The sequence below is a fragment of the Sulfitobacter sp. genome (assembly GCF_036960155.1).
Classification (GTDB): domain Bacteria; phylum Pseudomonadota; class Alphaproteobacteria; order Rhodobacterales; family Rhodobacteraceae; genus Sulfitobacter.
This window is the reverse complement of record NZ_JBALWB010000003.1, coordinates 14,115-27,894: the sequence shown is the minus strand read 5'-3', so window position 1 is coordinate 27,894 and position 13,780 is coordinate 14,115. Positions and strand designations below refer to the sequence as shown.

Annotated in this window: 11 protein-coding genes and 1 tRNA gene; 4 read left to right on the top strand and 8 right to left on the bottom strand. The window is 51.7% G+C overall.

From position 1 onward, the window contains the following. Positions 1-812: 812 nt before the first annotated feature. Both V7775_RS10160 and V7775_RS10155 read left to right on the top strand, forming a co-directional pair. Positions 813-886, top strand: a tRNA-Cys gene (locus V7775_RS10160). A 99-nt stretch (positions 887-985) separates the two neighbouring features. Continuing rightward, positions 986-2,170, top strand: a complete 1,185-nt coding sequence (locus V7775_RS10155; protein ID WP_335751786.1) for a DUF6538 domain-containing protein — start codon at positions 986-988, stop codon at positions 2,168-2,170. Positions 2,171-2,242: 72 nt separating this feature from the next. Here V7775_RS10155 and V7775_RS10150 read toward each other — a convergent pair whose 3' ends face one another. The 8 genes from V7775_RS10150 to V7775_RS10115 form a co-directional block, all read right to left on the bottom strand. Continuing rightward, entirely contained in the window at positions 2,243-3,232 is a 990-nt protein-coding gene (locus V7775_RS10150; protein ID WP_335751785.1) for a hypothetical protein, read from the bottom strand. A gap of 1 nt (position 3,233) precedes the next feature. Beyond that, the gene (locus V7775_RS10145) at positions 3,234-4,310 is read right to left on the bottom strand and encodes a PD-(D/E)XK nuclease family protein (RefSeq protein ID WP_335751784.1); all 1,077 of its coding nucleotides are present in this window, start codon (positions 4,308-4,310) and stop codon (positions 3,234-3,236) included. A 91-nt stretch (positions 4,311-4,401) separates the two neighbouring features. Continuing rightward, a complete protein-coding gene (locus tag V7775_RS10140; protein WP_335751783.1) occupies positions 4,402-5,133 on the bottom strand; it encodes a M48 family metallopeptidase in 732 nt (243 codons plus the stop codon). Further along, the gene (locus tag V7775_RS10135) at positions 5,130-8,414 is read right to left on the bottom strand and encodes a type I restriction endonuclease subunit R (protein WP_335751782.1); all 3,285 of its coding nucleotides are present in this window, start codon (positions 8,412-8,414) and stop codon (positions 5,130-5,132) included. Before V7775_RS10135 ends, V7775_RS10140 begins: the two co-directional genes overlap by 4 nt. A 3-nt stretch (positions 8,415-8,417) precedes the next feature. Then, a complete protein-coding gene (locus tag V7775_RS10130) occupies positions 8,418-9,830 on the bottom strand; it encodes an anti-phage deoxyguanosine triphosphatase (protein WP_335751781.1) in 1,413 nt (470 codons plus the stop codon). A gap of 38 nt (positions 9,831-9,868) precedes the next feature. Beyond that, positions 9,869-11,116 carry a restriction endonuclease subunit S gene (locus V7775_RS10125; protein WP_335751780.1) on the bottom strand — a complete coding sequence of 416 codons (1,248 nt, stop codon included), beginning with the start codon at positions 11,114-11,116 and terminating at the stop codon, positions 9,869-9,871. Further along, positions 11,106-12,614 carry a type I restriction-modification system subunit M gene (locus V7775_RS10120; protein ID WP_335751779.1) on the bottom strand — a complete coding sequence of 503 codons (1,509 nt, stop codon included), beginning with the start codon at positions 12,612-12,614 and terminating at the stop codon, positions 11,106-11,108. Before V7775_RS10120 ends, V7775_RS10125 begins: the two co-directional genes overlap by 11 nt. Next, positions 12,611-13,069, bottom strand: a complete 459-nt coding sequence (locus V7775_RS10115; RefSeq protein ID WP_335752016.1) for a helix-turn-helix domain-containing protein — start codon at positions 13,067-13,069, stop codon at positions 12,611-12,613. Before V7775_RS10115 ends, V7775_RS10120 begins: the two co-directional genes overlap by 4 nt. Positions 13,070-13,158: 89 nt before the next feature. On the opposite strand from V7775_RS10115, the gene V7775_RS10110 reads away from it, so the two are divergent. Further along, positions 13,159-13,374, top strand: coding sequence for a helix-turn-helix transcriptional regulator (locus V7775_RS10110; protein ID WP_335751778.1), 216 nt, complete (start codon positions 13,159-13,161; stop codon positions 13,372-13,374). Continuing rightward, positions 13,374-13,736, top strand: coding sequence for a hypothetical protein (locus tag V7775_RS10105; RefSeq protein WP_335751777.1), 363 nt, complete (start codon positions 13,374-13,376; stop codon positions 13,734-13,736). Before V7775_RS10110 ends, V7775_RS10105 begins: the two co-directional genes overlap by 1 nt. Positions 13,737-13,780: the final 44 nt, after the last annotated feature.

The window sequence follows — 13,780 nt, the reverse complement described above, 5'->3', positions numbered from 1 at the left end:
CTGATCCGACCAATGTGCCACAACAGATCACAAGCAGCAACGCCACATCCCACACTGCAACGCATCGTCAAAATTCCGCCACCAAACAGGAAAAATTAGCTAATAGAACCGTCACAGACCCAGATAGCAACCGTGTCCATTGAACGAGTTGGCGATGTGGCTGCACAGTGGATTCAAATTCATACGCGACTTGTCTGTTTAGGCTTGTCTTTTTAACTGAACTATACGTGAGCCGGAACCGTAGAACCAGTAAGTTACTTATCCAAAATGTGTTCCCCTACCTCCAAACGAAATGTAGTCGCTTCAAACCGCTCCATACGTCTCAACCCAACGACGTACCTTTTTCCACTAGCGTGAAGAACAATGCAAACAAGTGCGTCCTCGCCATTTGCTTTTTGTCGTCCACAAAAACAGCATTGGAAATTCTAAACTGTCAAAGCTCCGTATGAAATTTGCGCCATTGTCGTGGGCAAACGTCGTTGTTTTCAACTCCCTACAAATACAAATAAATTTTGCACCATATGCCTTTGTTTTAGACAAAATGTCCTCTTAGGATCAAAGTTAACACCAGCACCCGTCAAACAAAAAATGGATTTTCCCAGCTCAACTCCATAACCTTACTTCATAGGCCATTCGCAAATTCAAAAACGACAATGCAATTGTTGGCTTGGCCTGTTCAGGCCTATATCCTTACAGGACATGCGGGCGTGATTGGAACAAACAGGGACAGAATCATGAATGTGCGCCAAAGTGTGTTACAATTGGTATTGCGATTTCCTGCTTGTGCCTTTAGAGCCATAAAAAACCACGGTGGCGAGTTGGCGGAGTGGTTACGCAGCGGATTGCAAATCCGTGTACACGAGTTCGATTCTCGTACTCGCCTCCATTGACACCCCCACCCCCTTAAATCTATAAAAATATGACCATTTAGGTTCAATAGAACCTACAGCGGACACTATTTCGGACACTACCTTAGGGGCTTCTTATGAATTATCACGCATCGAAGCTGGTCCAACTAAAGGCCAAAGGGAACAAGTGGTATGTGCAGGTTACCAAGCCTGTGGGATTGCAAAACGGCACCAATAAGCAGGTGCGTCGGTCGGCGGGTACAACCGACCGAAAGGAAGCTGAACGTCGGCAGCATCGTATTGCAGATGAAATCTACCGCGATTTCGATGAAAAGTTGGATCGATTGAAGCCCCAACCTGCGATCAAGTTTGTCTATGATATGGGCCCGCCCGATCCCCTACACGCTTTCCGTCCAAAGCCAGTTATTCCAAAAGTTGACCCCGCGATGTTGATTTCGAGGATTCAACCTCAATACATCAAAGGTCGCCCATGGAATCGCATCAAGACGAAGAACGGCGCAGATAGCCACATCAAGGAATTTGTTTCTGTTATCGGAGATATCGAAGTTGGTGTGATCACGAAGAAACATGCCTATGACTATGCGCGGTATCTTGATGCTCAAGGGCGTGGAAATAGCACGATCAAAACTCGGATATCATCGGTTGGAGGAATGCTGACGTGGTGTGAACAGCAAGGGCATGTAGATAACAGTCCGTTGGTGAATTTAAGATTGAAGAACTATGGCACAGCAACCGAACATTATGAGCCGTTAGATCACGGCGAACTAGTCAAGCTGTTCAAACAACCGATGGAGCCACGAGAGCGCCTTATATTATCAATCTTGGCTACGACTGGGATGCGGTTGGATGAAGTAGCATTGCTGCGATGGGAACAGGTAAAGACCAAAGCAGGCATCGTATATTTGGACCTAACAGACGATGCAATCGTTAAGACTGAAGGTTCGAAGAGAATGGTGCCGTTGCATTCAGGGCTGATTATGCCCAACCGCTGTACTGGTGTGATGTTTGACTATCTACGAGATCGGGATGGCAAAGCCACCAATGACGCATCTAAGGCTTGTATGCCGTTCGTACGTGCCGCTGCTGGTCCTGATCCTTTGAAGGTCGTTCATTCTCTACGTGGCAACTTCAAAGACTTTCTGCGGGACTTGGATATTTCGAAGGAACTAAACGATTTCATCACTGGGCATTCGTCTGGGGACAGTGCTGGTGATTATGGTAGGGGTCCAAGTCTGGCAATTCGTGCTGCTGCGATAAATCAGATCGATATCCGCTTCTTAAACCAACCAGATGATGCTTAGCGTAGCACCAGCCACCAGCATGAGTATCGGTCGATTTTGGGCATGGGTGACCCTGATGGAGGGATAAGTGCATTACTCATTAATTGGTTCCTTCTCATCAACTGCCTTTGCGGCTTCGCGTCCGATCCGCCATGCGGTATCGATCTCATCATGTGTCGCCAGATAGAATTCACCACCCAGGTGTTCCCCGTTGCGGGCAAGATGGAGCTTCATCGCAGTTTCGCCGCTCACAGCCGCTGCATGGCTGCTGTAGGGGGTATGCCCGTCCATCCTGGTGGTTCTGTAGGTAAGCCAGTCAAAGGCCCCTTTGGGCATGGACTTCTGGAAGGATTGCCGCCGCATATCCGGGCTTACCGACATGCCGATCTTGAAGATCGACATACTTGGTGCGGACCGACCCAGATAGGCGTCAGTGTCACCTCGAAGCCGCAGCACATAAAGCTCACGGGGGAGGCTGTGAACGCGCCCTGGAACCTCATAGCCACCGGCGTTGTCAGGCCCGGGTCTGACCATACCGTTGTTGTTTTCGCTTTGATCGTCTGGGGCTTCAAATTTCGTTCGTGAAGAATAAACCGGAACCTCTTTCCATGGCGTGGTTCGCAATGCTTCGATCAGTTCAGGATCATTGATGATTTCACCCATGGCTGAAACAGACCGTCCTGTTCTTGATAATGACGGGATCAAGTCCAGCGCCCGATGCCGATATTCTGGCAAGTAGCTGAAGGCTCGGACTGCCCGTAGTGAGTGCCGCCAGCTTTCTGTTTCCCGCCCGTGATGGATCGGGTGTGTGAATTCATCGCGCTCACCGGTCTCATGGCTGGTGAGATAGAAGCCAGCGATCATACCTTTCAGAGTCGGATCAATGTAGGTTTTGTTGCTGGTAACGTAGATGACAGTAATGAACGGATCAGAAAGCTGTTTCAGCAGATTGGTCCGCCGGGTGCGACCGCGATCTCCTGTCCAACCTAATGTCCCCCAACTTTCGGGTGTCCATCCCCAGAAGGATGTAAGCAAGACTGAGGTTTCATCAGCCCAACAGGCCGGTGGTGAAACTGTATTCACATCAAATCCCACCTTCAGCAGCTTGAATTACGGATTTCCAACTTTGAAGTATTTCGACGTTTTCAATCAACCAAGATCGCAGGCACTGCGCCTCATGTATGCCTTCTACCAAGATTTCAGCCTGAGCACCAAAGTCACCCTGATTGTCCACCGGCTCTGTGGGAAGGGACATGACCAAACCTGGGTTCGGGCGGGTCTTGGTGGGTGTCTTTGCAGAGAATGATGCACCGATGGATGCTGTGTCGGCCTCAAGCTTGGCTCGTACTTTTGGCAATGCGGCACCCCAACCGGCAAATGTGACCGCAACATAGTTGGCCCGTCGTTCTGATCCACGCCCCAATTCATGGGCAAATCGACTTGGCCGGACATCTTTGGGAACCGCCGCCAGTGATTTGTTTTGGTCAAAGATCATGGATGTACTCTCACGGGGGTTTGCAGGCTTCAGCATGCTGTTCCCCGGTATGATTTGTGGCGCTATCTCAGCCAACAACGCTACGTATTGCGCGTTGAAATCGCCAACAATGACATCTGGGATGGCTGTGTAGCCACGCCGATGCTTGTGAATAGCCTGATCGAATAGTTCCGTGCGAAGCCGGTACCGCAACACCAATTCATTGCCCGCCTCCTCCGCAGCATTGGCAAACCAGTCGCGGATCATCTCGTAGGTCACTGTCACATCAAATTTGGATGTGAAGACCGGCTTCTGATCGCGGTAGCTTGCTGGACAGACAATGATCATGGCCGTGCGGTTAAACCCGTCTGACAGCAGTGCGAGTTCTTCACGGTAGCTTTCGGCCTGATCGGGTTGTTCACCTGCGTCGATCTTGTTCTCAATCAACAGTGCGGTGCGGAAGCCATCTGTATGGGTGATCTCCATAAAGATATCGATCTCACGCCGCGATCTTGTCCGGCGTTTGCTGTGCTTCACATCCCACGACGCGATACGCTCGGCAATGCCTGCCTGTGCTGCCATCCAGAACACAAAGTCATGCGTGGCATAAAGTTCTTCAACCAACAGCAGGTCAATGTCCCGCTCAGTCGCATGGGTCAGCGTGGGTATGAAAACATCATCGGTCATGTTGGCACCTGCTTTGTCATCTTCGTGTAACTGTCGAGCAGCTTTTGTAACCGCGCAGTGTCGCTCTTGAAACGACTACCCTAATTCAATTTCAGTCATTGGCCAAAACCTCGACCATACCATCCAGCAGCTTCTTGGGCTTCTCCCAACCAGGAGCATGCCGCCCCACCAAATCAAAGAATTCAGGGCTATGGTCGTGGTGTTTCAGATGAGCCAATTCATGGATGATGACATATTCGATGCAGGTTCGGGGCGCTTTGATCAGATGCGGGTTCAGGATCACCTGCCCTTGGGGAGAACAGCTACCCCACTGTCGCGTCATTTCAAGCATCCTGAATGGGGGTGGCTTGGCTATCCATGGGAGCACGGCAGACTGCTTATCGATGAGCTTGGCGAAGTAGTCACGGGCCCGCAGACGATACCATGCCCTAACAATACCTCTGACCTTGCCAGCGTCAGTAGATTTGGTTGAAATCTCCAGACGGTTTCCTCGCAGCCGTGCAGTGCCGGTTGCGGCGTCATCCTGGACCACCTTCAACATATACCGCCGCCCCAGATAGAGGACTTCCTCACCGGATACGTATGCCTTTGGCCGGACGTGACTGAAACGATCCCGGGCTTCTGCGACATGATCCATGATCCAGCGTGAACGTTTGTGAACCGCCTTCTGGATCATCTCGTCGGGCTGATCGCATGGCGCATCCACGATGACACTGCCATCAGGTTCAACATGGATGGCGATGCGGGTCTTCCTGCTTGGGTCAAACTTGACCTCGTAGGGTATCCGCTCATCACCATAGGCCAGGATGTGCTTGGGGCTCATGTGCTCCGCCTAGTGTCACCCGCACGGACAATAGCGACAACCTGTTCGATAACCTCATTCGCAGGGTTCAGCCCACCTAACAAATTGAACAACCGTGGTAGCAGAGCCTTCCGGATTTCAGCCTCGATGCTGGCTGGACTGATTGAATGGGATCGTACAGCACCTTGGACCACGCTATCCGTGAACAAGGCTTCTTCAACCAGTTTGGTTTCGCCGAGATCGTTAATTTGCTCCTGCTCCAAAGACATCGCGAAGGCTCCAAAGAAAGCTTGAGCCAACTTGTTGTCACCAAACCCGTTTGGCACTGTTGGTGTGGCCCTTTCCCCGACCATGGCCTCCAGGTCTTTGAACATGGTGTATTGCTTGTCAGGGTGATCAAACAGGGACTCTGCTTCTCTGATCGCTTCTTTCAGCATCTCTGAGAACACCCGCTGTGCGTACGGATCATCGATCAATTCCTGTTCGATGGATTTACGTATCCGTGTTTTGATCAGATCAGCTTCGGTGCGTTTCTTCTCATCTGTCCAATCATTCACATCATCGCTCTGACCCAACTCACCGATCATGATCACGCCCTCAGGGTCAACAATCTCCTGCCCGATCACCTGCTTGTCCACAAGGTTCCTGATCTGGGTTTCATAGGCTGAAAAGTCTACGGTTTCCTGTGCATCGCGCTTTGCCTGAATACGCAGTTCGGTGAAGAACTTTAGGTCACGCTTGTATCCTTGAATGGTGGCTTCAGAGAATGCCCCATCCTCAAAGAATGACCGCGATGACAACGCCAACTTCAAGCACATGCCAAAGGTTGTCAGCGCGTCATAGAAGTCATCCCGCACCTTCTGACGAAGGTCATGAGCAACACCAGTATCATTCTCAACATAGTCCGGCATCAGAACCCGTCGGAATTGCTCACGGTCTTGTTTGTTCACAACATCGCGGAAGATGGCCCAAACAGCATCATGCAGGGATGGCAGTCTTTTGTACTCCATGGAGACATTGGTGACGGTCCCCACCAAGTCATCGATGTCGTAGCCGCCTTGGGTCTGGTCCGCCAAATCCTGATAGTTCTGAATGGATGTATCAAGCTCTGCAAGGATACCTCTGTAGTCGATCAAGAACCCATGCTTCTTGGCTTCATGCAGCCGGTTCACCCGGGCGATGGCCTGAAGCAGGTTGTGCCCCTTCAGATACTTGTCAATGTAGAGCACCGCGTTGCGAGGTTCATCAAAGCCCGTCAGGAGCTTGTCCACCACAATCAAAATATCTGGTGGCCCATCAGTTCCGAAATCCTCGATCACACCATTTTCATAAGCGTCGGGATCATTGCCAACGGCAGCCTTCCACCAGGCTTGAACTTCCGGGTCTTTGGTCTCGTCCGTATCATCATGGCCTTCCCGGGTGTCCGGTGGTGAGATGATCACGGCGCTGGTCACCAAACCAGTGGCATCCAACGCGGCCTTGTACCGGATCGCAGAGTTTTTGCTGTCAGTAGCAAGTTGAGCCTTCAACCCAAGGTCAAGCTTGGCGAAGTTCTCATTGAAGTGAACGGCAATGTCATATGCGATCAACTCGATCCGGTTGTTTGCACCATAGATTTGACCTCGGGTCGCAAACTTCTTCTTCAGATCGGACCGCTGTTTGTCTGACAATCCAGCGGTGATTTTGTCAAACCAGGCATCAATAGCAGCCTCATTGATATCCACCACTGGCCTTCGTTCTTCATAAACGAGCGGTGTGACAGCGCCATCTTCGACTGCCCGCTGCATGGTATAGGCATGCAGGATGGGGCCAAACTTGTTGCGGGTCTTGTCATCTTTCAACAGCGGAGTGCCCGTGAATGCGACGTAGGACGCATTGGGCAGCGCTTTACGCATCCGTTCATGGTTCTCACCGCCCTGGCTTCGGTGGCCTTCATCAATCAACACGATGAGCTTGTCAGTGGTGTTCTGGCATTCCGGCAGCTTGGTGGCCGAATTAAATTTTTGCAGCAGCGTGAAGATGATCCGCTCATTGCCCGACCCGATACGTTCGGCCAGATCACGGCCAGATAGCACTTTGGCCTTCTCACCGTCCTTCTTGGTCGCAACGTCTGAACCAAATGCACCACCAGTCAGGAAGGTCGATGACAACTGCTTTTCCAGATCAACCCGATCTGTGACCACAATCACCCTGCAATCGGCCAGATCAGGATCAAGCAGCAACGCCTTGCACAGAAAGACCATCAGATTGGATTTGCCACTGCCTGTCGTGTGCCAGATCACGCCACCCTCACGGCCCCCATCAGGGCGCACTTGTGATACCCGCTCCAGCAGCGACTTGATGCCGAACGCCTGCTGATACCGGGCGGCGATCTTTCCCGTCTTCCGGTCATACAGAATGAACAGTTTGATAAATTCCAGCAGCCGGTCTGGCCGCAGCAGCGATATGATCAACCAGTCTTGCTCTGTGGGCAGCACAGCGCCCCTGTGGAGGGCTTCATAGCCCTGACGTGCCCATGTGGGCCTATCTGCAAACAACGCCTCCACTTGGGGCTCTGTGAGCGGTGTCGCCCTAATCCCAGCGACCTCAGCATCCCCTATCTGTTCTTCCCGCCATTTGGACCAGAATTTCTTGGGTGTATCGGTGGTACCATAGCGTCCCTCCACACCCGAGATCGAAAGCAACAGTTGGGAATAGGCATACAAATCCTGGATGCCATCACCTTTCTGGTTGCGTAAATGTTGAGATATCCCTTCATCGACCATCGCTGTGGTCTTGGTTGATGACACGGGGCGTTTGGCTTCGATCACCACCAGCGGCAGACCGTTGACGTAACACACGATGTCCGGCCTAAACCGGCCAAGCCCGGCGGGACGCTCAACGCTCAATTCTTCGGTTACCTGGAACCGGTTGCCCGTAACATCCTGCCAGTCGATCAGTGGCACAGTCACATAATGCTGCTTACCATCGATTACCTCCCGGACGGTGATACCTTGGGTCAGATGTTGATGGATCGCCTTGTTCGCGGCCAGCAGCCCCTCTGACAGTCCGGTTGAGGTGATATCGCGAACCACCTGATCCATCGCACTGGGAGATAGCGCCAAGCTCTTACCTTTGTATTCGAACCGATGCCGCCCCAGGTATACCCGTAGCACGTCCTCCAGCACCACAGACCGCTCCGATCCCCGAAGTGCCAGACAGTCAGCCGGAGAAACATACTCCCACCCCATCACCATCAACACATGCAATGCAGGCAGCTTGGCAGCAGCTTCTTCGTTGGTGTCGGGTGAGCGATGGCTCATGGTTTAAAGCCTATCAAAGACAGAACCCACCCGAGGTTCAAATAATTGCTGATACCTCTTGGTTGCATACTCATCCGTCATGCCAGCAATGTAGTCACAGATTACTCTTGGTGTGGGGATATCACCACCACCCTGGATCGTACGGCGGTAATCACGTAGTTCCAACAAACGCTTCGGGTCTGTCGCGAAGACAGCGAACAACTCCGCCACAATTTTCTGGCCCTTGAACTCCAATTGCTGGACCGGTGTGCTCTTGATCACAAGCTCAACAACGATCTCTTTGAGCGTTCGCAGCGCCTCTTCGATGTCTTTTTCAAACACGGCCTGATAGCCAAAGATATCATGCTTGAATACGGGCTCAATCTGACGGATGAGCTTAGCTCGCTGAACAAAGAAACCGACGAGATGGCCAATTACGCGCTTCCGGGCGTGTGTGTCGACGTTGAACAAGTGTTCCGCGAAATCAGCGAATTCTCCTGCATGATGTACGTCCAAGAATGGCTTCATCAGTTCGGTGCGCGGCTTGCCTGTTTCCTTGTCCGTCTCTTCATACCACTTACAAAATGTTTGGTGGCGGACCAGCTTCAGACCAATTGCATCCTCAAGATCATGAACCCCGTATGCAATGTCGTCGGCAAGCTCCATGATGGAGGTATCCAATGATTTATACTTGGTCTTACGATGCTTGCCCTTCTTGGATGCTGGGGAGACCTCACTTAGCGTGTTCCAATCCTCCAATCCCTTAGCAACCCACCCAAGGACGACATCCTCATGCTCTTCGTTCAGATAACATTTTGGCGGCTTCATCGCGCTTGCAACGAAGATTGATGACGGTTCTACCTTCACAGCATATCCATCATCCGTTTCGTCGGTCGCAGGTGTCTCGGGCTTACCACCTGGGTAATTATCCCAAACAACAACATCATCGTAGGGCGCAGGATATTTGATTACGCCCAGAACCGCCCTTTTGGTCAGGTCCATCCCGAATTCGTCGTGATACGGTTCCAGCTTGGTGACAATGCGAAGCGTCTGGCCGTTACCTTCAAAACCGCCATAGGGCAGCATGCAACGGTTCAACGCAATTTCACCACCATGGCCAAACGGCGGGTGACCCAAGTCATGGGCGAGGCAGATACTGCTCATCAACATGGGAGGTGGTAGTATCTCCCGCTCTGGTGATCCCTCTGCGGCTTCGCGGTAGAGCTTTTTGGTGATCGAAACGCCAATCTGGCTGACCTCCATCGAATGGGTCAGTCGCGTCCGGTTGAAGTCGCTATCACCCATCCCCAACACTTGTGTCTTAGCTTGAAGTCGACGGAATGCTGCCGAATGCACCACACGGGCAAAGTCACGCTCATATTCAGTCCGATGATCGTTGTGGCTGCGTTCAACCCTGCGTTCTTCCCAATTCGTCATTCAATTACTTTCTTATACCAAATTGATATTATCAAAAATTAGACGTTCACCCGTCGCTTGCCCGTCAGCAGTTGTTGCATCAGAGCTTTCTTTTCGGTGCGGAGTTTGACGATTTGTAATTTCAGTTTTTCGATTTCATGCTGACAATCTGTGAGTACAGCCGCGATCTTCCTTTGCTCCGGAAGAGATGGTACCGGAATTCGAAAGCCTCGAATTCGTTCCAGTGCCAATTTGGGTTGTGCATTTGACGTTTTCTCATTCTGTATAGGTCTTTGTACCCACGGTGATTGAAGGACTGTAAGAAGAAATTCGCGATCTATAGAGATGTTTGTTAGTTTGTCAGCGTTCTCTGTAAGATTTGCACCATCCAGTTCAGGCTGGATTTTCCCAACAAGTCCAAGTGTCCCAGCAACAGAAATGAAAAGATCATCTTTTGATATTCGGTAGCGGCTTATCGATGGTGCAATTTCATCTGGCACGTATCGAATGTCTGAGGTATCTACATATCCGTCTCGCATATCGGAAACCCGGATATAGGGATGAGACGTAGGCGCTTCAGAAAGAGATTGGCCTTTCGGAATACGCTTTCCACCCTTTACATCGCATACCGAACTGAGCGGCAGAACATCCCATCCTTTTGGCACTTTGTTTGAATGACCTGTGTGTTCTCCAAACTCAGAGAAGCGGCCTTTCCCGCTAAGCAGGCTCTGCATGAGGGCGCGTTTCTGGGTTCGGGCAGTGGCCAGCAGCGCCTCACTGGTCTCGATGGCACGGTCCCAGGTTGAGAGGATGTCCGCGATCTTCCGTTGTTCGGGGAGTGGCGGAATGTGAGCGGGTATTTCTAGAATTCTTTTGGGGGCGGTGTGGCGCACTGTTGTTCCTGATGCAGTTGCCCTGACATATTTTTGAACAATGTCAGAATTGAGCAACGCACAGAGGAAGCGTTTCTCAACCCGTACTTCGTCCTTGATTTGCACCAAACCTATCCGCTGGTTGTGCAGGACCAGCTTATCCGAATTCAACAACACCGCATTGCCAAGGATCGCCATATCCTTTGTAAGATCGGTCATAACAACCAACAGGTCACCATTTTTCAAGACATAGCCATTTGGAATTGGGCCATCGTAATATTTGGTTCGTTGTCCAAAATAGAGGCGTTGATCTACATGGAAATTACCAGGCGTCAACAGTATGTAATCAGTTGCTTTGTCACGGAAAAAGTCGCTGCTAAAAGCAAACCCATGTTTGATGTCGATAAATTCATGGAGCTTTAGCTTAGGAACCATAACCAAGCTCCCGCAGGTACCCCTCCATGCGGGTCTCCAACTCGGTCAGATCGGTCTTCAACCGGCATCGTTCGTCACGAACGGCCATCAGATCGATCTCGTCTTCTTCTTCAAACGTATCCACATATCGGGGGATATTCAGGTTGAAATCATTCTCTGCGACCTCTTCCCGTTTGGCACAGTAGGCGTATTTGTCCACCGTTGCCCGTTCGCGGTACGTCGCCACGATCTTCTCCAGATGGGTATCGTCCAGCACGTTCTGGTTGGTACCCGAGATGAACTCCCGTGAGGCATCGATGAACATCACCGATTTGTCAGCCTTGGACTTACGGAACAACAGAATCGCCGCAGGGATACCAGTGCCAAAAAACAACTTCTCCGGTAGGCCGATCACCGCATCCAGCAGGTTCTCCTCAATCAGCTTCTGGCGGATTTTACCTTCGGTCGATCCCCGGAACAGCACACCATTAGGCACCACCACCGCCATACGGCCCGTCTTGGGCTTCATGGTCTCGATCATGTGCAGGATGAACGCATAGTCGCCCTTGGTTTTGGGCGGCATGCCACGGCGGAACCGTGCGAACTTGTCGGTCTCCGCAGCCTCCGTGCCCCACTTGTCCAGACTGAACGGAGGATTGGCCACAACCACATCATAGTGCCGCAGCATGTCATCGCTTGTCCGCAGCTTGGGGTTCCGAATGGTATCACCCCATTCGATCTGATGGTTCTCTTCCCCATGCAGAAACAGGTTCATTTTGGCCAATGCCCAAGTGGAGCCGATGGCCTCCTGCCCGAACAGCGCGTAGCGTTTGGTGCCTGTGTTCTCCCGGATCAGCCTGCCGCACTTCATGAGGAGCGATGCAGAGCCGCAGGTAGGATCACAGATGTCATCCCCCTCCTGTGGATCAACCAGCCGCGCCATCAGCGATGACACCTCTGCCGGAGTATAGAATTCCCCAGCCTTCTTACCTGCCGTGGCGGCAAACCGGCTGATCAGGTATTCATAGGCCCCACCGATGATATCCAACTGGCCCACGCGCGTGGGCCGCAGGTCCAATGCATCCGTGGCGAAGTCCTCTATCAGGTGCCGCAGGATATCGTTCTTCTGTTCTTCATCGCCCAGCTTGTTACTATTGAAGCTGATATCCTGAAACACATCCCGCAGCTTGGTGATGTTCGCCTCTTCGATAGCATGTAGCGCCTTGTCTATCCGCTCTCCATTGCCCGGCTCATGGCGGCGTTTGTGCAGAGCGGTGAAGCTGGCACCATCCGGAAGCACAAACGCCTCCTGCTGCATCATGGCCTCAACCAGTTCCGGAGCATCGGGGTGCTCAGCTTGATACCGTGTCATGTGGTCCTGCCACACGTCACTGAGGTACTTCAGGAACAACATCGTCAGGACATAATCCTTGTAGATCGACGGGTCGACCACACCCCGGAAGGTGTCACATGCACCCCATGCGGCCTTGTTGATCTCGGATTGGGTTACTGGGGTCATTTCTTTGCTGCCTGTTTAAATAGGAGGGCGATCAAGCCTTGGTATTGCGACGGATCAAATGGGTTCGGCTTGGCGTCAGTAGGTTGATTGGCTTCTTGTTGTAGCACCTCGACAACGACCTCGGCCACCAGTCCAGGAGGAGGCCGGACATCAAATGTTTGGGCCTGCTGTTCAACCATTGTCACAATGTCAGCGATCCGACGATAGTGGTCATGGTGTGCTGATGGAGCATCATCGCCGTGAAGAAGTTTTCTGGGATCGACACCGAACAGGTCCGCCATCTCAAATAGTCGTTCGGCGCTCACTGTCTTGGACTTGTGCTCCAAACGCCAAATCTGAACCCGACTGACGGACAAAGCTTTAGCGGCGTCATCCATGCTCATACCAGTCCGCTCCCGAGCGTTCCTGATACGGTCAAATAGGTATTCCGTTGATTTGTCTTGCGATGCGGCCATTTCATATCGTGTAACGATTTCAAAGAAAGTGCAACAAACATGTAAATTACCCATGACGAATCATTTATTACACGATAGGTAATGACACCATGACGCTCAAGGATTACCTCAATCAAAACAAGCTTAGTCTAAAGACTTTTGGAAACCTCTGCGGTGTTAGCGCCCCAACAGTGCTGAGGGCCAGGGACGGTATTAACATTCCCTCGCGAAGGACACTTCAGGCGATTGTTGATGCAACAGACGGTGCCGTTACGATCCAAGACCTGATCCAGTATAAAGAGTTGACCAGCGAGGAAGATATCTAATGATGCACCGTTTCGGAATGATGTTGCCGATGATTGCAGTCACTGCCTTGTCGGCCTGCAAACCATCGATAGAAGAGAGTGACGCAATCTTCTATGGCTACTGTGTGGGCATTTATCCTCACGCTGAAGTGGCTGTTCAACGAGGACATCTGCAATATCCAGCGGGTACTTTCCAACGTGTCCAGGAACGCGCAAGCCAAGCTTTCCCCGCGCCCATCGAATGGAGTGCTGAGATGCTGGAAGTGTTCTCACGAGAGATGGGGCGTGGACAGAACCACGGTGGAGCAATCATGCGTGGGGACGTACAATCCCGTGACATTACCCGACTTCAAGCTTGTATCGATTGGGCGGGTGGCCTTTAGTTTGGCCTGATGGGATCGATGTCACTATACCCTCAATTTTCGAC

Excerpts from the sequence above, each read along its gene's own strand:
- V7775_RS10140 (WP_335751783.1), bottom strand. The coding sequence starts at position 5,133 with ATGAGCCCCAAGCACATCCTGGCCTATGGTGATGAGCGGATACCCTAC.
- V7775_RS10120 (WP_335751779.1), bottom strand. The coding sequence starts at position 12,614 with ATGACCCCAGTAACCCAATCCGAGATCAACAAGGCCGCATGGGGTGCA.
- V7775_RS10155 (WP_335751786.1), top strand. The coding sequence starts at position 986 with ATGAATTATCACGCATCGAAGCTGGTCCAACTAAAGGCCAAAGGGAAC.
- V7775_RS10130 (WP_335751781.1), bottom strand. The coding sequence starts at position 9,830 with ATGACGAATTGGGAAGAACGCAGGGTTGAACGCAGCCACAACGATCAT.
- V7775_RS10125 (WP_335751780.1), bottom strand. The coding sequence starts at position 11,116 with ATGGTTCCTAAGCTAAAGCTCCATGAATTTATCGACATCAAACATGGG.
- V7775_RS10145 (WP_335751784.1), bottom strand. The coding sequence starts at position 4,310 with ATGACCGATGATGTTTTCATACCCACGCTGACCCATGCGACTGAGCGG.
- V7775_RS10115 (WP_335752016.1), bottom strand. The coding sequence starts at position 13,069 with ATGGCCGCATCGCAAGACAAATCAACGGAATACCTATTTGACCGTATC.
- V7775_RS10105 (WP_335751777.1), top strand. The coding sequence starts at position 13,374 with ATGATGCACCGTTTCGGAATGATGTTGCCGATGATTGCAGTCACTGCC.
- V7775_RS10135 (WP_335751782.1), bottom strand. The coding sequence starts at position 8,414 with ATGAGCCATCGCTCACCCGACACCAACGAAGAAGCTGCTGCCAAGCTG.
- V7775_RS10110 (WP_335751778.1), top strand. The coding sequence starts at position 13,159 with ATGACGCTCAAGGATTACCTCAATCAAAACAAGCTTAGTCTAAAGACT.